Consider the following 23,361-nt stretch of genomic DNA (forward strand, 5'->3'; position numbering starts at 1 on the left):
CCCAGTGGTTATTGATACCAATTTGAGGTTACACGAAGAAAATATCGGCAGGGAAAGCAGGATCTTGAGAAACGGTAGACTGAGAAAATGGGTTGGAAGGCATAAAAAATATAAACGCCCGACTGAGCGGGCGTTTGGGGAATCAATGATTCTGTCTGGACTGGTCTTTTTGACCGATACCGGAGAAAATGTTGAACACTTCACCCAGTCCGTAAATCAGACCCAGAATGATGGCCATTACCACAGGTACCATGATTACGGCGAATACCAGACTTTTCAATAACTCTAACATGGTCAACTCCAGATGTAGTCCTTAGCTGTATTCTAACCACATAACGCAGAAAAGCACTCCCCTTTTGTGCGGTCGGCTTTGCTCAGGCACGGTTTTCCGTCACAATACCCTTTTTTGCCAGGAGCTTGTGATGCAGGCCGAAATCCTTCTTACGCTGAAACTTCAGCAAAAACTGTTTGCCGATCCCCGTCGCATTTCTCTGCTTAAGCATATTGCGCTTTCCGGCTCTATCAGTCAGGGCGCGAAGGATGCAGGTATTAGCTACAAAAGCGCCTGGGATGCGATTAACGAAATGAACCAACTCAGCGAGCAGACGCTGGTTGAGCGCGCCACAGGCGGCAAAGGCGGCGGCGGCGCGGTATTAACGCGCTACGGCCAACGCTTAATCCAGTTGTATGATTTGCTGGCGCAGATCCAACAAAAAGCCTTTGATGTTTTGAGCGATGACGATGCGCTACCGCTCAATAGCCTGCTGGCGGCTATCTCTCGATTTTCACTGCAAACCAGCGCCCGTAACCAATGGTTTGGCACAATCACCGCCCGCGACCACGATCAGGTCCAGCAGCATGTCGACGTCCTGCTGGCCGATGGCGAAACGCGCCTGAAAGTGGCGATCACTGCGCAAAGCGGCGAGCGTCTGGGTCTTGAGGAAGGCAAAGAAGTACTGATTCTGCTGAAAGCGCCGTGGGTGGGAATCACTCAGGACGACGCCATCGCTCAGGCCGCCGATAACCAGTTGCAGGGCACGATTAGCCATATTGAACGTGGAGCGGAACAGTGTGAAGTGCTGATGACGTTGCCAGACGGCCAGACGCTGTGCGCCACCGTTCCGGCCCAAGACGCCGCAACGCTGCAAGAAGGCGCTAACGTCACCGCCTGGTTTAATGCAGACAGAGTGATTATCGCCACCCTGTGCTGAGTAGATTGACATCAGCCTGAAGAACACGTATCCCTGTTATTAATCGCTGCAAATAATGGGATACAAAATGTCATCGTTGCAAATTTCGCAAGGCACGTTTCGTCTTAGCGACACAAAAACGCTCCAGTTAGATGCGTTGACGTTAAACGCGGGTGATAGCTGGGCGTTTGTTGGCGCTAACGGGAGCGGGAAATCCGCGCTGGCCCGCGCACTGGCGGGTGAGCTGCCGCTTCTGAAAGGCGAGCGCCACTGTCAGTTCACGCGTATTACCCGACTCTCCTTTGAGCAGCTACAAAAGCTAGTCAGCGACGAGTGGCAGCGAAACAACACCGATCTTCTTAGTCCCGGTGAAGACGACACCGGGCGCACCACCGCCGAAATCATCCAGGATGAGGTCAACGATCCCGCCCGCTGCGCTGCGTTGGCGCAGCAGTTTGGCATTTCTTCCCTGCTCAACAGGCGTTTCAAATACCTTTCCACCGGTGAAACACGCAAAACCCTGCTCTGTCAGGCGTTAATGTCCGCGCCAGATTTACTGATCCTTGATGAGCCCTTTGACGGGCTGGACGTGGCGTCACGCCGTCAGTTAGCAGAACTGCTCGCGGAGTTGCATCAGGCCGGCTTTACGCTGGTGCTGGTACTTAACCGCTTTGATGAAATTCCCGAATTCGTGCAGTTTGCTGGCGTACTTGCCGATTGCACGCTGACAGAAACCGGCGCAAAAACCGACCTTCTGCAACAGGCATTAATCGCTCAGCTTGCCCATAGCGAGCGGCTGGAAGGAATTCAGTTACCTGAACCGGACGAGCCTTCGGTGCGCCGTACGTTGTCAGATAACGAGCCGCGAATTGTGCTTAACGATGGCACGGTCTCGTATAACGATCGCCCTATCCTTCACCATTTGAGCTGGCAGGTAAATCCGGGGGAACACTGGCAAATCGTCGGCCCCAACGGAGCGGGAAAATCAACTCTGCTCAGTTTAATCACCGGCGATCACCCCCAGGGCTACAGCAACGACCTGACCCTGTTTGGCCGTCGCCGTGGCAGCGGTGAAACTATCTGGGATATCAAAAAACACATCGGCTACGTCAGCAGCAGTCTGCATCTGGATTACCGGGTGAGTACCACAGTTCGCAACGTTATTCTCTCTGGTTATTTTGATTCAATCGGCATCTATCAGGCCGTTTCCGACAGGCAGCACAAGCTGGTGCAACAGTGGCTGGATATCCTTGGCTTCGATAAACGTACCGCGGATGCGCCATTTCATAGTCTTTCCTGGGGACAGCAGCGGCTGGCACTAATTGTTCGCGCGCTGGTTAAACACCCGACGTTGTTGATCCTTGACGAGCCTTTGCAAGGGTTAGATCCGCTCAATCGCCAACTGATTCGCCGTTTTGTGGATGTGCTAATCGGTGAAGGTGAAACTCAACTGCTGTTCGTCTCTCACCACGCCGAAGATGCCCCAGCCTGCATTACCCATCGACTGGAGTTTGTGCCCGAGAACGACATCTACGCCTATCGACTAACGTCTCTGCGTTAGTTTTCATTGCAGGGCGTTTATCACGCCCTTTTTTTCTGCTTTTTTTCAGACAAACGCTGAAATAACAACCTAACATAATGATTTAAAATAAAATAACCATTAAAAATGCGTGAAACTCATGGAGTGTAAACGATTCCACTAATTTATTCCATGTCACACTTTTCGTATCTTTGTTATGCTATGGTTATTGCATACCATAGGCTTAACGGAGCGAATTATGAGAGTATTGGTTACAGGTGGTAGCGGTTACATTGGAAGCCACACTTGCGTGCAGTTGTTGAAAAACGGTCACGAGGTGGTGATCCTGGACAATCTCTGCAACAGCAAACGCAGCGTTTTGCCCGTCATTGAACGTTTAGGTGGCAAGCAGCCGACCTTCGTGGAAGGGGATATCCGTAACGAAGCGCTGATAACCGAAATTCTACACGATCATGCCATTGACACGGTCATTCATTTTGCGGGTTTAAAAGCCGTTGGAGAATCGGTTGCCAAGCCGTTGGAGTACTATGACAACAACGTCAATGGCACCCTGCGTCTGGTGAATGCAATGCGCGCCGCCAACGTGAAAAACTTCATTTTCAGCTCCTCCGCGACCGTCTATGGCGATCAGCCGCAAATTCCTTACGTTGAAAGCTTCCCCACCGGCACGCCGCAAAGTCCGTACGGCAAAAGCAAGCTGATGGTAGAACAAATCCTGACCGACCTGCAAAAAGCACACCCCGACTGGAGTATCGCCTTACTGCGCTACTTTAACCCAGTTGGTGCTCATCCGTCGGGCGATATGGGGGAAGATCCGCAAGGTATTCCCAACAACCTGATGCCTTACATCGCACAAGTTGCCGTAGGCCGCCGCGAGTCCCTTGCCATATTTGGCAACGACTACCCAACTGAAGATGGCACCGGCGTTCGCGACTACATCCACGTGATGGATCTCGCCGACGGCCACGTCGTCGCGATGGAAAAACTGGCGGGCAAACAGGGTGTGCATATTTACAACCTCGGAGCAGGCATCGGCAGCAGCGTACTGGACGTGGTCAACGCCTTCAGCAAAGCCTGCGGTAAACCCATTAATTACCATTTCGCCCCGCGCCGTGATGGCGATCTTCCAGCTTACTGGGCAGATGCCAGCAAAGCCGATCGCGAGCTCAACTGGCGCGTGACCCGTACACTGGATGAAATGGCACAAGACACCTGGCACTGGCAGTCACGCCACCCGCAAGGATATTCGGATTAAGGACCAATCATGACGCAATTCAATCCTGTCGATCATCCACATCGCCGTTTTAACCCGCTTACCGGGCAGTGGATCCTCGTATCACCGCATCGCGCCAAACGCCCGTGGCAAGGGGCGCAGGAAACCCCGTCTAAGCAGGTACTGCCTGCACATGACCCTGACTGTTTCCTGTGTGCTGGCAATACGCGCGTTACCGGTGATGTAAATCCGGATTACACCGGGACCTATGTTTTTACCAATGATTTTGCGGCGCTGATGTCCGATACCCCGGACGCGCCGGACAGTCACGATCCGTTGATGCGTTGCCAGAGCGCGCGCGGTACCAGCCGCGTAATTTGCTTCTCGCCCGATCACAGCAAAACGCTGCCAGAACTCAGCGTCCCTGCGCTGACAGAAATCGTAAAAACGTGGCAGGAGCAGACCGAAGACTTAGGGAAAACCTATCCCTGGGTGCAGGTATTTGAGAATAAAGGCGCGGCGATGGGGTGCTCGAACCCGCACCCGCACGGTCAAATTTGGGCCAACAGCTTTTTGCCCAACGAAGCTGAACGTGAAAATCGCCTACAGAAAGCATACTTCGCCGAACAGGGCGCGCCGATGCTCGTTGATTACGTCCAGCGTGAACTGGCAGACGGCAGCCGTACGGTCGTTGAAACTGAACACTGGCTGGCGGTTGTCCCTTACTGGGCCGCGTGGCCGTTCGAAACGCTGCTGCTGCCGAAAGCGCATGTGCTGCGTATTACCGATTTGACCAACGAGCAGCGTGCTGACCTGGCGCTGGTGTTGAAAAAACTGACCAGTCGTTACGACAACCTGTTCCAGTGCTCATTCCCCTACTCCATGGGCTGGCACGGCGCGCCGTTTAACGGTGAAGAAAACGAACACTGGCAGTTGCACGCGCACTTTTACCCGCCGCTGCTGCGTTCCGCGACCGTGCGTAAATTTATGGTCGGTTATGAAATGCTGGCAGAAACCCAGCGAGATCTGACCGCAGAACAAGCGGCTGAGCGACTGCGTGCGGTCAGCGACATTCATTTTCGCGAATCCGGAGTGTAAATAATGAGTCTGAAAGAAAAAACACAATCTCTGTTTACAGAAACGTTTGGCTACCCTGCCACCCATACTATTCAGGCACCGGGTCGTGTAAACCTGATCGGCGAACATACCGATTATAACGACGGCTTCGTTTTGCCCTGCGCCATCGACTATCAAACCGTCATCAGTTGCGCGGCGCGCGACGATCGAAAAGTACGCGTCATCGCCGCTGATTACGACAATCAGGTTGATGAGTTCTCTCTCGATGCGCCGATTATCGCCCACGATAGCCAGCAGTGGTCAAACTACGTGCGTGGCGTGGTAAAACATCTGCAAAAGCGCAATAACGCCTTTGGCGGCGCGGATCTGGTGATCAGCGGTAACGTCCCGCAGGGTGCGGGCTTAAGCTCTTCTGCCTCACTGGAAGTCGCTGTTGGTACGGTATTCCAGCAGCTCTATCATCTGCCGCTCGACGGCGCGCAGATTGCCCTGAATGGCCAGGAAGCTGAAAACCAGTTTGTCGGTTGTAACTGCGGCATCATGGATCAGCTGATCTCCGCTCTTGGCAAGAAAGATCATGCGCTGCTGATCGACTGCCGTACGCTGGGCACCAAAGCCGTTTCTATGCCTGAGGGCGTAGCGGTGGTGATCATCAACAGCAACTTTAAACGCACGCTGGTCGGCAGCGAATACAACACCCGTCGCGAACAGTGTGAAACTGGCGCGCGTTTCTTCCAGCAGCCAGCGCTGCGTGATGTCAGCCTCGAAGCGTTTAACGCTGTCGCCCACGAGCTGGATCCGATTGTTGCCAAACGCGTGCGCCACGTCATCACGGAAAATGCGCGTACCGTTGAAGCCGCACAGGCACTGGAAAAAGGCGACCTGCTGCGCATGGGCCAGCTGATGGCGGAATCTCACGCCTCAATGCGCGATGACTTTGAAATCACGGTGCCGCAAATTGATACGCTGGTAGAGATTGTCAAAGCGACCATCGGTGATAAAGGCGGTGTGCGGATGACCGGCGGCGGCTTCGGCGGTTGCATCGTGGCGCTGATCCCGCAAGATTTGGTTCCTGCCGTTCAGCAGGCTGTCGCCGCACAGTACGAGGCAAAAACCGGTATTAAAGAAACATTCTACGTCTGCAAACCTTCACAAGGAGCCGGACAATGTTAAACGAAATCCCCGTGCAGGCTCCGGACGGTCAACCGTTTCGCCTGCTCACCCTGCGCAATGACGCAGGGATGGTAGTCACGCTCATGGACTGGGGGGCTACCCTGCTCTCTGCGCGTATACCGCTTAGCGATGGTAGCGTGCGCGAAGCATTACTCGGCTGCGCCAGCCCGGAACAATACCCGGAACAGGCTGCATTTCTGGGGGCTTCGATTGGCCGCTACGCGAACCGTATCGCCAACAGCCGCTATACCTTTGCTGGCGAAACCGTTGAATTACTGCCAAGTCAGGGCAATAACCAACTGCACGGCGGACCAGACGGTTTCGACAAACGTCGCTGGCAGATAGTCAATCAGAATGACCGTCAGGTGCTGTTCGCCTTAACGTCTGACGATGGCGATCAGGGCTTCCCAGGCCATCTTTGCGCCACCGCGCAGTATCGCCTGACTGATGATAATCGTATTTCGATAACTTATCGTGCCACGGTCGATAAACCCTGCCCGGTGAATCTGACGAATCACGTCTATTTTAACCTCGACGGCGATAAAACGGATGTGCGCCAGCATAAGCTGCAAATTCTGGCGGACGAGTACTTACCGGTTGACGAAATGGGTATCCCGTATGATGGACTGAAATCCGTCGCCGGTAGCACGTTCGATTTCCGCACCCCTAAAATCATCAGTAGTGAATTTCTGGCCGATGACGATCAGCGCAAGGTGAAAGGTTACGATCACGCCTTCCTGCTTCAGGCACAGGGCAACGCGCGTACGCCGGTCGCTCAGTTGTGGTCGCAGGATGAAAAACTGCAGATGGTGGTCTACACCTCGGCCCCGGCATTGCAGTTTTACTCCGGTAATTTCCTCGGTGGTACGCCTTCCCGCGGGCCAGAGGCCTACGAAGACTGGCAAGGCCTGGCGCTGGAAAGTGAATTTCTGCCGGACAGCCCGAACCACCCCGAGTGGCCACAGGCGGATTGCTTCCTGCGTCCGGGTGAAGAGTATGCCAGCGTGACGGAATATCAGTTTATTCCAGCTTGATCGTTTCCCCTCCCAGGCCCGATGACGTATCTTTTCGGGCCTGGTGCTTGTTAATCACAGTAGAACCGCTCAAATCCCAACCACTCAAAGACAAAATCGCAACCTTGAGTTCACAAGAACCTTACACTGTAGCGCTATTTTCGCTATGGTTATGCGTAAGCATTGCCGCTTACACATTACGGCAATATAATGAGAATTATTATCATTCGATATGATTTATAGGAGTGAATGTATGGCTGTAACTAAGCTGGTTCTGGTACGTCACGGTGAAAGTCAGTGGAACAACGAAAACCGTTTTACCGGTTGGTATGATGTTGATCTGTCCGAGAAAGGCGTGGGCGAAGCAAAAGCGGCAGGAAAACTGCTGAAAGAGGAAGGCTACAGCTTTGATTTTGCTTATACCTCTGTGCTGAAACGTGCCATCCACACCCTGTGGAACGTACTGGACGAACTGGATCAGGCCTGGCTGCCGGTTGAGAAATCCTGGAAACTGAACGAACGCCATTACGGTGCGCTGCAGGGTTTGAACAAAGCGGAAACCGCTGAAAAATACGGTGATGAGCAGGTTAAGCAGTGGCGTCGCGGCTTTGCGGTTACCCCGCCGGAACTGACCAAAGACGACGAGCGTTACCCGGGTCACGATCCGCGTTATGCGAAGCTGACCGACAAAGAGTTACCGGTTACCGAAAGCCTGGCGCTGACCATCGATCGCGTTATCCCTTACTGGAATGAAACCATTCTGCCGCGCATGAAAAGCGGTGAGCGCGTAATTATCGCCGCTCACGGTAACTCTCTGCGTGCGCTGGTTAAATACCTGGATAACATGGGCGAAGATGAGATCCTTGAACTGAACATCCCGACCGGCGTACCGCTGGTGTATGAGTTCGACGAAAACTTCAAGCCGATCAAACACTACTATCTGGGTAACGCTGACGAGATCGCAGCAAAAGCGGCGGCCGTTGCGAACCAGGGTAAAGCGAAGTAATTTTCGCGGTAAGTTGAAGACAAAGCGTGGATTTCTCCACGCTTTTTTATTTCGGCCCTACAAGAAAATGTAGGCCGGATAAGGCATCGCCGCCATCCGGCAGTCTGCACCGGAATGCCTGATGGCGCTACGCTTCTCAGGCCCAGAGGACTTGGTTAACCGCGACGCGCTTTTACCGCATCCGCCAGTTGACGCAACACCGCATCGGTATCTTCCCAACCAATGCAGGCGTCGGTGATGCTCTTACCGTAGGTCAGCGGCTCACCGCTATCCGGATTCTGATTACCTTCCACCAAATGGCTTTCGATCATCACGCCAATAATTGCTTTTTCGCCACCGGCGACTTGTCCGCAAACATCCTTAGCAACATCCATCTGCTTTTTGAACTGCTTGCTGGAGTTGGCATGGCTGAAGTCGATCATCACTTGCGCAGAGAGTCCTGCTTTGACCAGACCTTCTTTCACGTCCGCAACGTGCTGAGCGCTGTAGTTCGGCTCTTTGCCACCGCGCAGAATGATATGGCAATCGCCATTACCACTGGTATTCACGATCGCTGAATGACCCCATTTGGTGACAGACAGGAAGCAGTGCGGTGCCCCAGCAGCGTTGATTGCATCAATCGCCACTTTGATGGTGCCATCGGTACCGTTTTTAAAACCAACCGGGCAGGACAGACCCGATGCCAGCTCGCGGTGCACCTGAGATTCTGTTGTACGTGCCCCAATCGCGCCCCAGCTCATCAGATCGGCGAGATATTGTGGGGTGATCATATCGAGGAATTCACCCGCAGTCGGCAATCCGCTGTCGTTGATATCCAGCAGCAGTTTACGCGCAATGCGTAGCCCATCATTGATCTGGAAGCTGTTGTCCATGTGCGGGTCGTTGATAAGCCCTTTCCAGCCAACGGTGGTACGCGGTTTTTCAAAATAGACGCGCATGACGATTTCAAGCTCACCTTTTAACGCTTCGCGCAGCGCCAGCAGACGAGTGGCATACTCTTTGGCAGCTGCCGGATCATGAATAGAGCACGGCCCAATCACCACCAGAAGGCGATCGTCGCTCCCTTTCAGAATTTTATGAATCGCCTTACGGGCATGAGCCACCGTATTGGCGGCATTTTCAGTAGCGGGGAATTTTTCCAGCAGTGCGACTGGTGGTAATAACTCGTTGATCTCTTTAATGCGTAAATCGTCGTTCTGATAATTCATGATTATTCCAGCGTTGCCATACTTATATAAATGAATGCAATCCCTCCAATCTATATCTTCAGTCATAAAGTGTAAACGGGGTTTTACACTTTGGACGGATTAATCCTGGAATTGGCCAAAAAAACGCAATAAAGTAGCGAAAAACGAGATCCAAACTACAATTTCTAACTGTAACAGCTTTAATTTTCATAGATTTCAAGATTCTATGCTGGTTTTAATTTCCATAGCAAAACGATTAACCACATATTGATGATGTAACTGGCACATGCACTGTTGGAAGACGTTATCCGACATATCGACCTTAACAGGAGCATATTATGCATATGACAAAGCTGGCTTCACTCTTCCTTACCGCTACACTCAGCCTCGCCAGCGGCGCGGCACTGGCTGCTGAAAGCAACGCGCAGTCCAATAACGGTCAGGCAAATTCCTCGGCTGATGCAGGACAAGTCGCCCCAGACGCCCGCGAAAACGTGGCACCAAATAATGTCGACAACAGTAACGTGAATTCAGGTGGCACAATGCTGCACCCGGACGGTTCATCAATGAACCATGAAGGGATGACCAAAGATGAGATGCACAAAAACACTATGTGTAAGGACGGTCGCTGCCCTGATGTGAATAAGAAGGTTGAGACCGGAAACGGCATCAACAATGATGTTGATACAAAAACTGATGGCACCACGCAGTAACGCTGAAATTAAAGCTAATAACGGGAGAGCAATAGCTCTCCTTTTTAATTTTATCATCCCAAAAACGGTATGATGGCATACAGTAAAGATGAGAATAACAAAGGGATGGCATAATGGCGCACGCACATACTCATACTTCCTCTGAACAACCCAAGGACAATAATGCCCGCCGACTGATGTTCGCATTCTGCATTACAGCCGGATTTATGTTGGTTGAAGTGGTGGGTGGCATACTTTCTGGTTCACTGGCCTTGCTGGCCGACGCCGGGCATATGCTCACGGATGCTGCGGCGCTGCTTTTCGCGCTGCTGGCCGTCCGGTTTTCCCGTCGCCCGCCCACAATACGACACACCTTCGGCTGGCTGAGGCTCACGACGCTGGCCGCATTTGTTAATGCCATCGCATTGGTCGTTATCACCATTTTAATCGTCTGGGAGGCGATTGAGCGCTTCCAGACACCTCGCCCCGTGGCTGGCGGCATGATGATGGTTATTGCTGTCGCGGGTCTACTAGCCAACGTGCTCGCTTTTTGGGTTTTACATCGCGGCAGTGAAGAGAAAAATCTGAACGTCCGCGCCGCGGCGCTGCATGTGATGGGCGATTTACTTGGCTCGGTCGGGGCAATCATCGCTGCGCTGATTATTATCTGGACGGGCTGGACACCCGCGGACCCAATTCTCTCGATTCTGGTTTCCGTGCTGGTGCTGCGTAGCGCCTGGCGATTGCTAAAAGATAGCGTTAATGAATTACTTGAAGGTGCCCCGCTGACGCTGGATATCGCTGCACTGCAGCGCCATCTCAGCCGGGATATCCCTGAAGTCCGCAACGTTCACCATGTCCATGTCTGGATGGTGGGCGAAAAACCGGTAATGACGCTGCATGTTCAGGTGATCCCGCCACACGATCACGATGCGTTGCTGGAGCGTATTCAGCATTTCCTTATCCATCACTACCAGATTGAACACGCCACAATCCAGATGGAGTATCAGCCGTGCAATGGGCCGGACTGTCACCTGTATCAGGGCGTGTCCGGCCATTCACATCATCACCATTAATGAGAAAGCGCGTGGGAACCCCGCTCACGCGCACTGTTAATCCACATCCTGCTACCGTTCAGGGCGATAACCGTCAGGATCATATATTCCAGCGACATGGCATATACGCCTTGCAGGGCAAAGATCACAACGCTAATGACGTTAATGATCACCCACAGCAGCCAGTTTTCAACGTATTTGCGCGTCATCAGGATCATCGCCGCAATCGACAGCACCATCATGCAGGAGTCCCAGAACGGGAATGCATCGGGTTGTAGTTCAGGCACAACAACCTGTAATCCCAATGCCTGCATAATATTCACTGCAATGCCTGTCAGGAACGCAAAGACCGGATCGATATAGATCGACATCAGGCCGATCGCCACCACGCAAGCCGCCAGCCAGCCGATCGCTTTTGGAAGCGGTAGCCAGCGAATTTTCAGTTCCGCTTCATGCTGGTTGGTTTGCCGGGACCAGGCATACCAGCCGTAGATATTTGCGGCAAAGAAGAAAACTTGCAGCAACAAGCTTGCATAGAGCTGGATCTGAAAGAAGATAATTGCAAACAGCGTGACGTTTATCAGACCGAAGAAGTAATTGCTGATTTTCTCAAGGCTCGCCAGGCCAATACACAGCAACCCGGCGATCGTTCCCACGGCTTCGATCCACGACAAATCGTAACCACCCGCGCCAATCGGAATATGTACCAGAATGTTCTGCGTGCTAAAAAAGTCCATCTTTTCCCCCAGAGCAAAAATAAATAATTACGCTCGAAGTGTAGCCGCAAATTCCAACATACGGTTTAACGGCAACAGCGCCCCTTCTCTCAGCGAGTCCTCAACATGTATCTCATGAGCCGCGCCGCCATGTTCCAGGCCCTCAGCAATCGCCTTCAGGCCATTCATCGCCATCCACGGACAATGCGCACAGCTGCGACAGGTTGCCCCCTCGCCAGCCGTCGGAGCTTCAAGCAGCTCTTTATCCGGAACGGCCTGCTGCATTTTGTAAAAAATGCCCCGGTCAGTCGCCACAATCAACTGCTTATGCGGTAACGATTTAGCCGCGTTGATGAGCTGGCTGGTTGAGCCAACCGCATCTGCCATATCAACGATAGACTGAGGGGACTCCGGGTGCACCAGCACCGCGGCATCAGGGTAAAGCCCTTTCATGCGTGTTAAGGCCTGGGTTTTAAACTCGTCGTGGACGATACAGGCCCCCTGCCAACAGAGCACGTCTGCGCCGGTCTGTTTTTGCACGTAGTTACCCAGATGTCTGTCCGGAGCCCAGATGATTTTTTCACCCAAACTATCAAGATGCTCAATAAGTTCAACCGCAATACTGGAAGTCACGACCCAGTCCGCACGTGCTTTAACGGCTGCAGAGGTATTGGCGTAAACCACCACGGTACGATCCGGATGCGCGTCGCAAAATGCGCTGAACGCGTCAATCGGACAGCCCAGATCTAATGAACATTCCGCCTGTAAGGTCGGCATCAGGATGGTCTTTTCCGGGCTGAGAATTTTGGCAGTTTCTCCCATAAACCTCACGCCCGCAACCAGCAGCGTAGAGGCAGTATGCTTTGCACCGAACCGCGCCATCTCCAGAGAATCAGAAATACAGCCCCCGGTTTCTTCCGCTAACTGCTGAATTTCAGGATCGGTGTAATAATGCGCGACCATAACGGCATCACGCTCTTTCAGCAGGCGCTTAATTTTTTCACGATAAAATTGCTTTTCATCCACACTTAGCGGTACTGGCTTCGGCGGAAACGGATAAATTGCTGCTTCTGGATCAAACATCACGCTCATCTTGCTTTCTCGTTTCACTGGCTTAACGAAATAACCGATTAAAAGCGTGACGCACGCCATATTCGGTTTGATTTGTTTTGTATGCTAAACAAGATAGCGGATTGGCGCAGAAAAGTCACAATAATTGCGTGTGATGAATGCCAGATGGCGTCTGACGTCTTATCCGGCCTACACGAGTAGTGTCGTCTGTAGGCTGATAAGCAAAGGACATCAGGAAATCTTATAAATCGCAGATAGCAAAAAGGCGCCTTTAGGGCGCCTTTTTACACTGGTGGGGCGTGCAGGATTCGAACCTGCGACCAATTGATTAAAAGTCAACTGCTCTACCAACTGAGCTAACGCCCCCGTATGGGGTTTACTGCTTCAATTATTCAGGATGGTGGGTCGTGCAGGATTCGAACCTGCGACCAATTGATTAAAAGTCAACTGCTCTACCAACTGAGCTAACGACCCGCTCGGATGTCACCTGAAAATTCTTTACTCGACACCAATATAAGAATTGGTGGGGCGTGCAGGATTCGAACCTGCGACCAATTGATTAAAAGTCAACTGCTCTACCAACTGAGCTAACGCCCCGAGTGGTGGGTGATGACGGGATCGAACCGCCGACCCCCTCCTTGTAAGGGAGGTGCTCTCCCAGCTGAGCTAATCACCCGATACTACGCTGGATACTGCATTAAGTGGTGGGGCGTGCAGGATTCGAACCTGCGACCAATTGATTAAAAGTCAACTGCTCTACCAACTGAGCTAACGCCCCACTTTTTTCGCCGCTTTCGGGCTGTTTGATATCCCTTGGCAACGGCGGCATATATTACTGATTTCAGATTTTAGCGCAACAAAAATTTCGATGTAAATAACTCAACTGCTTAGGAATCACACGACACGACCAGAAATAACACGATTTCTGGTCGCATGGTGGTCATTACATCGCGCCAAGGCGTTTTTGCGCTTGTTTCGCGCCATCAGTGCCAGGATATTTAGTGATAACCTGCTGATAAACCGCTTTAGCTTTTGCTGTGTCACCTTTGTCCTGCATGATGACGCCGACTTTATACATCGCGTCTGCAGCCTTAGGTGATTTTGGGAAGTTTTTAACTACCGAAGCAAAATAGAACGCAGCATCATCTTTTTTACCCTTGTTGTAATTCAACTGACCCAGCCAGTAATTCGCATTGGGCAGGTAAGTAGAGTCCGGGTACTTTTTGATGAAGTTCTGGAATGCTTCAATTGCATCATCCTGGCGGGATTTATCCTGCACTAGAGCAATCGCTGCATTGTAATCGGTATTCGCATCGCCAGTTTGCACGGGAGCCCCTGACGTTGCTGCAGCTCCCGTATCAGGTGCAGGGGTTGCCGCCCCACTCTGATCGCCCCCTGTAGACTGTGCCGCAGGCGCACTACCGCTGCCAAGATTATTCATCTGCAGCAATATCTGCTTCTGTCGCTCAACAACCTGATTCAGTTGATATTGATTTTCCTGAATTTGACCACGCAGGGAATCGATATCGGACTGATTATCGGAGAGTTGTTGCTGGAGTTGGGTTAAAAGCTGACTGTGAGCGTTAGAAATACGCTCGAGTTGAGTGACACGGTCTTCGACCGAGCCTGAGCCGACACTACTGATTGGCGCCTGTGCAAAAGCGGCCCAGGGGGCCGCTATGCCAACCAGTAACGACAGACTCAACAGGTGATGTCTGAAGTTACTGCTCATGCAATTCTCTTAGTAAACCAGTACGGCGCGACGGTTTTTGGCGTAAGCCGCTTCGTCATGACCCAGTACTGCAGGTTTTTCTTTACCGTAAGAAACGATGGAGATCTGGTCAGCAGAAACGCCTTTACCCTGCAGGTACATCTTAACGGCGTTCGCACGACGCTCACCCAGGGAGATGTTGTACTCAGGAGTACCACGTTCGTCCGCATGACCTTCTACGGTGACTTTGTAAGACGGGTTGCTACGCAGGAAGTTAGCGTGAGCATCCAGCATTGCAGCGAAGTCAGAACGGATATCGTACTTGTCCAGATCGAAGTAAACGATGTTGTTCTGCTGCAGCTGTTGCATCTGAAGACGCGCTTGCTCTTCAGAAGACATGTTGCCGCTGCCGTTTGCATCCATACCAGTGCCGGCACCCAGCATGCCTTCGCTGCCGTCATTGCTGGCGTTCTTGTTAGAAGAACACGCTGCAATAGCCATAACAGGCAGAGCAATCATCAGCCCTTTCAGCACTTTGTTCAGTTGCATTTCAATGATTCCTTTATTAATCAATTATTTATTATCACAGATACGGCGACCAGGCAGGGAATTTAACCTGACCATCAGTTGCCGGAAGACGCGCTTTGAAACGCCCATCTGTAGAAACCAAATTCAGCACGGATCCCATCCCCTGAGAAGAGCTGTAGATTACCATAGTGCCGTTAGGTGCCAGACTTGGCGTTTCATCCAGGAACGTTGACGACAGGACTTGTACGCCACCCGCTACCAGATCTTGTTTGGCAATGTGCTGCTGACCATTGGCTGAGCTTACCATTACCATAAACTTACCGTCGCTGCTCACATCCGCATCCTGGTTTTGCGAACCTTCCCAGGTAATACGCTGCGGAGCACCGCCGTTGACGTTAACTTTATATACCTGCGGACGACCGGCCTGGTCAGAGGTAAAGGCCAGGTTTTGGCTGTCCGGGAACCAGGTAGGTTCCGTGTTGTTGCTGCGACCATCCGTCACCTGACGGATCTGACCGGAACCAATGTCCATGACATACAGGTTCAGGCTACCGGTTTTAGACAGGGCAAACGCCAGTTTGCTGCCATCCGGAGAAAACGCAGGTGCACCGTTGTGACGTGGGAACGACGCTACCTGACGAACCGCGCCATTAGACAACGTCTGAATAACCAGCGCAGAACGACCGCTTTCGAAAGTGACGTATGCCAGTTTCGAACCGTCCGGAGACCATGCCGGAGACATCAGCGGCTGCGGAGAACGGTGTACCACGAACTGGTTGTAGCCATCGTAGTCGGATACACGTAATTCGTACGGGAACTGGCCGCCGTTCGTCTGAACAACATAAGCGATACGGGTACGGAATGCACCTTTAATACCGGTCAGTTTTTCAAACACTTCGTCACTTGCAGTATGGCCCGCGTAACGCAACCACTGCTTGTTCACTTTATAGGTGTTCTGTGCCAGTACGGTACCCGGTGCGCCACCGGTATCTACCAGTTGATAAGCAACGCTGTAGGAACCATCCGGATTTGGCGTAACCTGACCTACTACCACGGCATCAATACCCAGCGCAGACCATGCGGCAGGTTGAACTTCCTGTGCGGTACCCGGCTGCTGCGGCAGACGAGAACGGTCTAACGGATTAAATTTACCGCTGTTACGCAGGTCAGCGCCTACGATACCACCGATATCTTCAGGTGCAGCACCCGGCCCTGCCCACTGGAAGGGGACAACACCAATCGGGCGTGCCGAGTCCACCCCCTGGGTGATCTCGATACGTACTTCTGCGTGCAGCACCGCTGCCCACAGCATCAGAAAACCAAATGCTACTCGTAATGCCTGCTTCATCATATCTCCCTTATCTGGACGGAAAGCCCACGATAATTTAGCAGAATGTTAACAAACTCAAATACACAAAACTACCAGAACGCTGTCTCAACCTTAGACCGTTTCCCCTGAATTCTCAGGGACGTTATTACAGTTTAAAGTCCAGCTTGGCATCTTTTACTTTTTCATAAACAGCCTGGCTAGGCGGTTTAGGAATTCTGGCTGTTTTCGCAGCCGTCAGCGCAGCCTGACACAATGCCGGATCTCCGCCCTCTTCGGTCACATCCAGTAACAGACCATCGGGTGCTAACTTGATATGTAATACGCAAGATTTACCCGCATACAAATCGGCACCATACAGACGGCTCTGGATCGCATTACGAATTTGAGATGCGTAAGCACTGATATCAGCGCCAGATGCACCGCCATTTGCACCACTTGTACCACTATCTTTCGCCGGTTGACCGTTTCCTTTCGCTCCACCACCTGATTTCGGTGCATTCTTACCGGAGCTTAAGTCGCCCAACAAGTCGTCAACGCCAGAGGCTGCAGCTGCTTTTTCGGCCGCAGCCTTTTTCGCAGCCGCCGCTTTATCTGCCGCAGCTTTCTTATCGGCAGCGGCTTTCTCGGCTGCAGCTTTTTTATCTGCTGCTGCTTTTTCCGCTGCGGCTTTCTTATCAGCCGCAGCCTTTTCAGCAGCGGCAGCTTTCGCGGCAGCGGCTTTTTCTGCTTTCTCCGCAGCAGCTTTCTCGGCTGCTGCTTGCTTAGCGGCTTCAGCCTGAGCTTTCTTCGCAGCGTCTGCGGCAGCCTTAGCAGCTTGTGCTTCGGCAATTTTCTTCGCATCAGCGGCGGCTTTAGCGGCTTCAGCCTCTGCTTTTTTCTGTGCGTCCGCAGCGGCTTTCTTCGCGGCATCTGCCGCTTGTTTCGCCTGAGCATCAGCTTTGGCCTTCGCGTCTGCAGCAGCCTTCGCCGCAGCTTCTTCAGCCTGTTTCTGTTGCTCTTGCGCTTTCGCGGCGGCGGCTTCGGCCTGTTTCTGCTGTTCCGCCTGTTCGCGCACTTTTTCTTGCGCGGCTAAACGTTCTTTTTCAAGTTGCTTCAGTCGCTCTTGCTCGGCCGCCTGCTTCTCGCGAAGTTCCTCAGCTTGCTGCTGCGCCTGTTTTTCACGCTGCTCTTCTGCACGTTTAGCACTTGCCTGCTGTTGCTGCTGCCTGTCGTACTGTTGCACAACGGCGCCAGGATCGACCATAACGGCGTCGATGGACGAACCGCCACCGCCGCCGGCTGAAGCATCAATGTGCTCATCGAACGAACTCCAGATCAGCGCTGCAAATAAAATGACATGCAGCACCGCTGAAATAATTATCGCCCTTTTGAGCTTGTCGTTTTGTTCGGTTGCCTTTGACACTCTCGGTTCCCAAAAAACTGTTCGCCTGTTACGCGCTATCTTTCAAGCCAGCAAAACGCAGTCATCAGATTGGCTGCGTCATCAAGCCAACCGATTTTACGCCTGCACTGTGTAACAAGTTCAGCGCTTTAATTATTTCATCATAAGGCACGTCTTTCGCACCACCGATTAAAAAGACCGTTTTCGGATTGGTCTGCAGGCGACTTTTCGCTTCCGCGATAACCTGCTCCGGCGGCAGTTGATCCATACGATCTTTCTCAACGACCACGCTGTATTGCCCTATCCCGGAAACTTCAATAATGACCGGCGGTTCGTCGTTACTACTGACAGCTTGCGATTCGGTCGCATCCGGCAGGTCGACTTCCACACTCTGCGTAATAATCGGCGCGGTTGCCATAAAGATCAGCAACAGCACCAGTAGTACGTCGAGCAGCGGTACAATATTGATTTCGGACTTGAGTTCGCGACGACCTCGTCCACGCGTTCTGGCCATGGCTTACCCCTTGTTGCTCTCGCTAACGGTAAACGCCTGGCGGTGCAGAATCGCGGTGAACTCTTCCATAAAGTTGTCGTAATTCAGTTCCAGCTTGTTCACGCGCTGATTCAGTCGGTTGTAAGCCATAACCGCCGGGATTGCCGCAAACAGACCGATAGCCGTTGCAATCAACGCCTCCGCGATACCCGGTGCGACCATTTGCAGCGTTGCCTGTTTTACCGCGCCTAACGCGATAAATGCGTGCATGATCCCCCAAACGGTACCGAACAGACCGATATATGGGCTGATGGAGCCGACGGTGCCGAGGAATGGAATATGCGTTTCCAGCGTTTCCAGCTCACGGTTCATCGAGATACGCATCGCACGGGATGCCCCCTCAACGACCGCTTCCGGCGCATGACTATTCGCCCGATGCAGACGCGCAAACTCTTTGAATCCGCTGTAGAAAATTTGTTCCGAACCCACCAGATTATCACGACGCCCCTGGCTTTCCTGATACAGGCGCGACAATTCAATGCCGGACCAGAACTTGTCTTCAAATGCTTCGGCTTCACGTGAAGCCGCATTAAGAATACGGGTCCGCTGGATAATAATGGCCCAGGATGCGATTGAGAAACCAATCAAAATCAACATGATAAGTTTAACCAGAAGGCTTGCCTTCAGGAACAAATCAAGGATATTCATGTCAGTCACTGCTTAAACTCCGCGACAATAGACTTGGGAAGCGCACGAGGCTTCATTTTGAGTGGATCAACGCAAACAATCAGAACTTCGGCTTCATTCAGCACGGTGTTCTCTGCGTTGACAATGCGTTGCGTGAAAACCAATGAGGTGCCACGCATTGACGTAATTTCGGTTTGGACTTCGAGCATATCGTCGAGCCGGGCAGGCGCAAAATACTCCAGCGTCATCTTGCGCACCACAAAGGCTACACGTTCGGCCAACAGGACCTGCTGACTGAAGTGATGATGACGCAGCATTTCTGTGCGTGCTCTTTCGTAAAAAGCGACGTAGCTGGCGTGGTAAACCACTCCACCGGCATCGGTGTCTTCATAGTAGACACGAACCGGCCATCGAAACATATACTTGTTCATTCTTACTGCCTCTTTGTTGGCTTCGCCCACTCACACCGGTCGCTTAACTTTGTAAACGCCTGGTGACTCGCGTTCTTGCCGCCGCGATGCTTCAAGAATGTCGTTGTATATCGCGCTGTATTCACTTTACATCCCGGTAATGCAATTAAGTTGCGTCCTGATGGTCCAGTGTCGCCACCGCACACAACTCCAGGGCACAACCTTAGGTTAATGCTTTCAAACTTCGCTACTATACGCGCGGGAATGGTGGTTTGGAATGGGGGAAAGTAAACGGAGAGTAAAAATTTATGGGCTTATGCAAGCCCATAAATATTTAAGGATGTTTCTTATTCAAAAGAAGAAGAAAATCAGACCAACAACCAGGACGATATCTGCGATTAGCGGGCAGAAAATGCCCTGCCAGTGTACGGCGCGAGGACGAAAACCAACGCCGTGAATGATGCCTGCGCAGACCGCCCACATCAGCAGGAGACCATGCCAGATTTCCAGCTCACTGGTTTTGGCCGCGAAACGTGACGGATCCCAGAATATGCAGCCAGCCAACACGATTGCCAGCACAAAGGAAAGCGCCCGCAAGGGGCGCTTGTCCATCGCGTTATACTGCATCGCGATAATGTTGGTCATCAGCTATCTTCTTGTCCGGCTTTGCCTGATTCAACGTGCTCAAGCGCCAGCGCTGTGATTATCCCAAATGCACAGGCAAGAAGCGTTCCCAAAATCCATGCGAAATACCACATTTTAAGCTCCTTACTTAGTACAGAGAGTGGGTGTTGCTTTCAATATCTTCTTTGGTGATGCGACCGAACATCTTCCAGTAACACCAGCCGGTGTACAGCAGAATGATCGGTACGAACACACAAGCTACATACGTCATCAGATTCAGCGTCAGCTGGCTGGACGTTGCATCCCACATGGTCAGACTTGCGTTCATCATGGTGCTGGATGGCATCACAAACGGGAACATTGCGATACCAGCCGTCAGGATGATGCAGGCTAACGTCAGTGAAGAGAAGACGAACGCCCATGCCCCTTTCTCCATACGAGAAGTCAGGATGGTCAACAGCGGCAGAACTACGCCCAGTGCAGGAACCAGCCACAGGATAGGTGCATTGTTAAAGTTCACCATCCATGCGCCAGCCACGCGAGCCACTTCTTTGGTCAGCGGGTTAGAGGCGGCATGATGATCCAGTGCTGAGGTCACAACATAACCGTCAATACCGTAAATCACCCACACACCAGCCAGCGCGAAGCAGACCATAGTGACCAGTGCCGCAACCTGCGACGTTGTACGCGCACGCAGATGCAGTTCACCTACCGTACGCATCTGCAGATAGGTCGCGCCCTGGGTGATGATCATCCCAACACTCACGACACCCGCCAGCAGACCAAACGGATTCAGCAACTGGAAGAAGTTACCGGTGTAGTACAAACGCATGTAGTCGTCTACGTGGAACGGAACCCCTTGCAGCAGGTTGCCGAACGCCACGCCAATAACCAGCGGTGGAACGAAGCTACCAATGAAGATGCCCCAGTCCCACATGTTGCGCCAGCGCATGTCTTCAATCTTGGAGCGGTAATCAAAACCGACCGGACGGAAGAACAAAGACGCCAGTACCAGGATCATCGCCACATAGAAACCGGAGAACGCAGCGGCATACACCATCGGCCAGGCAGCGAACAGTGCGCCACCCGCGGTGATGAGCCAAACCTGGTTACCGTCCCAGTGCGGGGCGATGGAGTTAATCATAATTCGACGCTCGGTATCATTACGACCGAGGAAACGGGTGAGCATGCCCACCCCCATGTCGAAGCCATCAGTGACCGCGAAACCAATCAGCAGAATGCCAACCAGCAGCCACCAGATAAAACGCAATACTTCATAATCGATCATTTGACGACTCCTGTCTTAGCGTGCCGGCTGAGAAGTCACAGTGGACTGCTCGTAGTGATAACGACCGGTTTTCAGGCTACTCGGCCCAAGGCGTGCGAACTTGAACATCAGATACAGTTCAGCCACCAGGAACAGGGTATACAGGCCGCAAATCAACAGCATCGAGAAGATGAGGTCGCCAGCGGTCAGCGAAGAGTTCGCTACGGCTGTTGGTAACACTTCACCAATCGCCCACGGTTGGCGGCCGTACTCTGCAACAAACCAACCGGATTCAATGGCAATCCACGGCAGAGGAATCGCATACAGCGCGGTGCGCAGCAGCCATTTTTTCTCACCGATACGGTTACGAATCACGGTCCAGAAGGACACTGCGATGATTGCCAGCATCAGAATGCCGCACGCCACCATAATACGGAAAGCGAAGTACAGCGGCGCAACGCGAGGAATAGAATCTTTCGTTGCCTGCTGAATTTGCGCTTCGGTCGCGTCGGTGACGTTATCCGTATAGCGTTTCAGCAGCAGACCATAACCCAGGTCTTTCTTCATGCTGTTGAACTGGTCGCGAACGGCCTGATCGGTAGTTCCTGCACGCAGTTCTTCCAGCAGTTGATACGCTTTCATCCCGTTACGGATGCGCTCTTCGTGCTGCACCATCAGGTCTTTCAGACCAATGACCGGTGTATCAACAGAGCGGGTGGCAATGATGCCCAGCGCATAAGGAATTTGAATCGCAAAATGGTTTTCCTGCGCATCCTGGTCCGGAATACCGAACAGGGTAAAGGAAGCCGGTGCAGGTTGCGTTTCCCATTCTGCTTCAATAGCAGCAAGTTTGGTTTTCTGCACGTCGCCCATTTCGTAACCGGATTCATCACCCAGAACGATAACAGACAGAATAGCAGCCATACCAAAGCTGGCGGCGATTGCAAAAGAACGTTTAGCAAACGCGAAGTCACGACCGCGCAGCATATAGTAGGAGCTGATCCCCAGAACGAACATCGCGCCACAAACATAACCAGATGCCACAGTGTGAACAAATTTCACCTGTGCTACCGGGTTGAGCACCAGTTCAGAGAAGCTCAGCATCTCCATGCGCATGGTTTCAAAGTTGAAATCCGCGGCGATTGGGTTTTGCATCCAGCCGTTCGCAACCAGAATCCACAGTGCGGACAGGTTAGAACCCAGAGCCACCAGCCAGGTGACGCACATATGCTGGACTTTACCCAAACGGTCCCAGCCGAAGAAGAACAGACCTACAAAGGTGGATTCGAGGAAGAAGGCCATCAAACCTTCGATCGCCAGCGGCGCACCGAAAATATCCCCTACATAGTGGGAGTAGTAAGACCAGTTAGTCCCGAACTGGAACTCCATGGTCAGACCGGTTGCCACACCCAGAGCGAAGTTGATACCAAACAACTTGCCCCAGAACTTGGTCATATCTTTATAAATCTGTTTGCCGGAAAGGACGTAGACCGTTTCCATGATGGCCAGCAAGAACGCCATACCTAGCGTCAGTGGCACAAACAGGAAGTGGTACATCGCGGTCAAGGCAAACTGTAAGCGCGACAGTTCGACTATATCTAACATCATGACTCCTTGCTCATCGCATGAAGACTCCGAGAGTGAACCCCGTTAGAAAGGGTCACACGCATGCCCCAATACAAATTTATCTGCTTCCCTCCGCCGCTGCTCTTTCTTCTCATTTGAAGAAAGGACAATGATGAAAGGTTACAAACATGTTAATAAAACACTCAAATTGATCCCGCAATTATATTACGCCGTAAAATCCTTACAATAAACAGGTTTTTATCGAGGTAAATTTGCATTTTTCGATAGTGATCAATTTATAGCTAATTTATCACTTTCAGACCAATTTGATCTGCAGCAATTTAACCTCTTTTGAGGCTGTTTACCAAGTTTTAAACATTGATTTAAATCAATTTTCAAATTTAATGTTAATAGTGTTTAACAGTCAGGCG

24 protein-coding genes and 5 tRNA genes are annotated in these 23,361 nt (G+C 52.0%); 9 read left to right on the plus strand and 20 right to left on the minus strand.

The window, feature by feature from the left end; all coding sequences use genetic code 11:
- Positions 1-142: 142 nt before the first annotated feature.
- Positions 143-292 carry an AcrZ family multidrug efflux pump-associated protein gene (locus tag HV243_RS17225; protein ID WP_003023026.1) on the minus strand — a complete coding sequence of 50 codons (150 nt, stop codon included), beginning with the start codon at positions 290-292 and terminating at the stop codon, positions 143-145.
- Positions 293-422: 130 nt separating this feature from the next.
- On the opposite strand from HV243_RS17225, the gene modE reads away from it, so the two are divergent.
- The 7 genes from modE to gpmA all read left to right on the plus strand — a co-directional run bounded on the left by modE (position 423) and on the right by gpmA (position 8,212).
- Positions 423-1,211: a molybdenum-dependent transcriptional regulator gene (gene modE, locus HV243_RS17230; RefSeq protein WP_016152325.1), complete on the plus strand. Its 789-nt coding sequence runs from the start codon at positions 423-425 to the stop codon at positions 1,209-1,211.
- A 67-nt stretch (positions 1,212-1,278) separates the two neighbouring features.
- Positions 1,279-2,751: a molybdate ABC transporter ATP-binding protein ModF gene (modF, locus tag HV243_RS17235; protein WP_049042046.1), complete on the plus strand. Its 1,473-nt coding sequence runs from the start codon at positions 1,279-1,281 to the stop codon at positions 2,749-2,751.
- A gap of 217 nt (positions 2,752-2,968) precedes the next feature.
- Entirely contained in the window at positions 2,969-3,985 is a 1,017-nt protein-coding gene (galE, locus tag HV243_RS17240; RefSeq protein WP_016152323.1) for a UDP-glucose 4-epimerase GalE, read from the plus strand.
- A gap of 9 nt (positions 3,986-3,994) precedes the next feature.
- Positions 3,995-5,041 (plus strand): galactose-1-phosphate uridylyltransferase, encoded by a 1,047-nt coding sequence (galT, locus tag HV243_RS17245; RefSeq protein ID WP_053389685.1) that lies wholly within the window; start codon positions 3,995-3,997, stop codon positions 5,039-5,041.
- 3 nt (positions 5,042-5,044) lie between these two features.
- Positions 5,045-6,193: a galactokinase gene (gene galK / locus HV243_RS17250; RefSeq protein ID WP_047359465.1), complete on the plus strand. Its 1,149-nt coding sequence runs from the start codon at positions 5,045-5,047 to the stop codon at positions 6,191-6,193.
- Complete coding sequence (galM, locus tag HV243_RS17255) at positions 6,187-7,227, plus strand: galactose-1-epimerase (RefSeq protein WP_053389684.1); 1,041 nt, start codon at positions 6,187-6,189, stop codon at positions 7,225-7,227. Before galK ends, galM begins: the two co-directional genes overlap by 7 nt.
- Before the next feature lie 232 nt (positions 7,228-7,459).
- Positions 7,460-8,212: a 2,3-diphosphoglycerate-dependent phosphoglycerate mutase gene (gpmA, locus tag HV243_RS17260; protein WP_003022999.1), complete on the plus strand. Its 753-nt coding sequence runs from the start codon at positions 7,460-7,462 to the stop codon at positions 8,210-8,212.
- 155 nt (positions 8,213-8,367) lie between these two features.
- Here gpmA and aroG read toward each other — a convergent pair whose 3' ends face one another.
- Positions 8,368-9,420: a 3-deoxy-7-phosphoheptulonate synthase AroG gene (aroG, locus tag HV243_RS17265; protein ID WP_016152319.1), complete on the minus strand. Its 1,053-nt coding sequence runs from the start codon at positions 9,418-9,420 to the stop codon at positions 8,368-8,370.
- Between the two features lie 317 nt (positions 9,421-9,737).
- Here aroG and HV243_RS17270 point away from each other — a divergent pair, with 317 nt between their 5' ends.
- Entirely contained in the window at positions 9,738-10,112 is a 375-nt protein-coding gene (locus HV243_RS17270; protein WP_016152318.1) for a YbgS-like family protein, read from the plus strand.
- Between the two features lie 113 nt (positions 10,113-10,225).
- Complete coding sequence (gene zitB / locus HV243_RS17275) at positions 10,226-11,167, plus strand: CDF family zinc transporter ZitB (RefSeq protein WP_019076308.1); 942 nt, start codon at positions 10,226-10,228, stop codon at positions 11,165-11,167.
- Here zitB and pnuC read toward each other — a convergent pair.
- The 18 genes from pnuC to cydA form a co-directional block, all read right to left on the minus strand.
- On the minus strand, positions 11,164-11,883 hold the full coding sequence (gene pnuC, locus HV243_RS17280) for a nicotinamide riboside transporter PnuC (RefSeq protein ID WP_016152316.1): 720 nt from the start codon (positions 11,881-11,883) through the stop codon (positions 11,164-11,166). The two genes, zitB and pnuC, sit on opposite strands and share 4 nt — an antisense overlap.
- A 27-nt stretch (positions 11,884-11,910) precedes the next feature.
- Positions 11,911-12,954, minus strand: coding sequence for a quinolinate synthase NadA (gene nadA / locus HV243_RS17285; protein WP_053389683.1), 1,044 nt, complete (start codon positions 12,952-12,954; stop codon positions 11,911-11,913).
- Between the two features lie 269 nt (positions 12,955-13,223).
- Positions 13,224-13,299 (minus strand) — tRNA-Lys (locus tag HV243_RS17290).
- A 32-nt stretch (positions 13,300-13,331) separates the two neighbouring features.
- Positions 13,332-13,407: transfer RNA gene (locus tag HV243_RS17295), tRNA-Lys, on the minus strand.
- 47 nt (positions 13,408-13,454) lie between these two features.
- Positions 13,455-13,530 (minus strand) — tRNA-Lys (locus HV243_RS17300).
- Positions 13,531-13,533: 3 nt separating this feature from the next.
- Positions 13,534-13,609 (minus strand) — tRNA-Val (locus tag HV243_RS17305).
- Between the two features lie 26 nt (positions 13,610-13,635).
- Positions 13,636-13,711, minus strand: a tRNA-Lys gene (locus HV243_RS17310).
- A 165-nt stretch (positions 13,712-13,876) separates the two neighbouring features.
- The gene (gene cpoB / locus HV243_RS17315; RefSeq protein ID WP_047415200.1) at positions 13,877-14,665 is read right to left on the minus strand and encodes a cell division protein CpoB; all 789 of its coding nucleotides are present in this window, start codon (positions 14,663-14,665) and stop codon (positions 13,877-13,879) included.
- 9 nt (positions 14,666-14,674) lie between these two features.
- The gene (gene pal, locus HV243_RS17320) at positions 14,675-15,193 is read right to left on the minus strand and encodes a peptidoglycan-associated lipoprotein Pal (RefSeq protein WP_003022983.1); all 519 of its coding nucleotides are present in this window, start codon (positions 15,191-15,193) and stop codon (positions 14,675-14,677) included.
- Between the two features lie 34 nt (positions 15,194-15,227).
- On the minus strand, positions 15,228-16,520 hold the full coding sequence (gene tolB, locus HV243_RS17325; RefSeq protein ID WP_003022981.1) for a Tol-Pal system beta propeller repeat protein TolB: 1,293 nt from the start codon (positions 16,518-16,520) through the stop codon (positions 15,228-15,230).
- A gap of 127 nt (positions 16,521-16,647) precedes the next feature.
- The gene (gene tolA / locus HV243_RS17330; RefSeq protein WP_016152313.1) at positions 16,648-17,904 is read right to left on the minus strand and encodes a cell envelope integrity protein TolA; all 1,257 of its coding nucleotides are present in this window, start codon (positions 17,902-17,904) and stop codon (positions 16,648-16,650) included.
- A gap of 64 nt (positions 17,905-17,968) precedes the next feature.
- Positions 17,969-18,397, minus strand: coding sequence for a colicin uptake protein TolR (gene tolR / locus HV243_RS17335; protein WP_003022978.1), 429 nt, complete (start codon positions 18,395-18,397; stop codon positions 17,969-17,971).
- A gap of 3 nt (positions 18,398-18,400) precedes the next feature.
- Positions 18,401-19,093 carry a Tol-Pal system protein TolQ gene (gene tolQ / locus HV243_RS17340; protein WP_016152312.1) on the minus strand — a complete coding sequence of 231 codons (693 nt, stop codon included), beginning with the start codon at positions 19,091-19,093 and terminating at the stop codon, positions 18,401-18,403.
- On the minus strand, positions 19,090-19,494 hold the full coding sequence (ybgC, locus tag HV243_RS17345) for a tol-pal system-associated acyl-CoA thioesterase (protein WP_003831439.1): 405 nt from the start codon (positions 19,492-19,494) through the stop codon (positions 19,090-19,092). The genes tolQ and ybgC overlap by 4 nt, the downstream gene beginning before the upstream one ends.
- Before the next feature lie 330 nt (positions 19,495-19,824).
- Entirely contained in the window at positions 19,825-20,118 is a 294-nt protein-coding gene (gene ybgE, locus HV243_RS17350) for a cyd operon protein YbgE (protein ID WP_016152311.1), read from the minus strand.
- Complete coding sequence (gene cydX, locus HV243_RS17355) at positions 20,118-20,231, minus strand: cytochrome bd-I oxidase subunit CydX (RefSeq protein ID WP_003022970.1); 114 nt, start codon at positions 20,229-20,231, stop codon at positions 20,118-20,120. Before cydX ends, ybgE begins: the two co-directional genes overlap by 1 nt.
- A gap of 14 nt (positions 20,232-20,245) precedes the next feature.
- Positions 20,246-21,385, minus strand: coding sequence for a cytochrome d ubiquinol oxidase subunit II (gene cydB, locus HV243_RS17360; protein ID WP_047359469.1), 1,140 nt, complete (start codon positions 21,383-21,385; stop codon positions 20,246-20,248).
- A gap of 15 nt (positions 21,386-21,400) precedes the next feature.
- Positions 21,401-22,969: a cytochrome ubiquinol oxidase subunit I gene (gene cydA / locus HV243_RS17365; RefSeq protein WP_016152309.1), complete on the minus strand. Its 1,569-nt coding sequence runs from the start codon at positions 22,967-22,969 to the stop codon at positions 21,401-21,403.
- Positions 22,970-23,361: the final 392 nt, after the last annotated feature.

Source organism: Citrobacter sp. RHBSTW-00599, from assembly GCF_013784065.1.
GTDB classification, from domain to species: domain Bacteria; phylum Pseudomonadota; class Gammaproteobacteria; order Enterobacterales; family Enterobacteriaceae; genus Citrobacter; species Citrobacter braakii.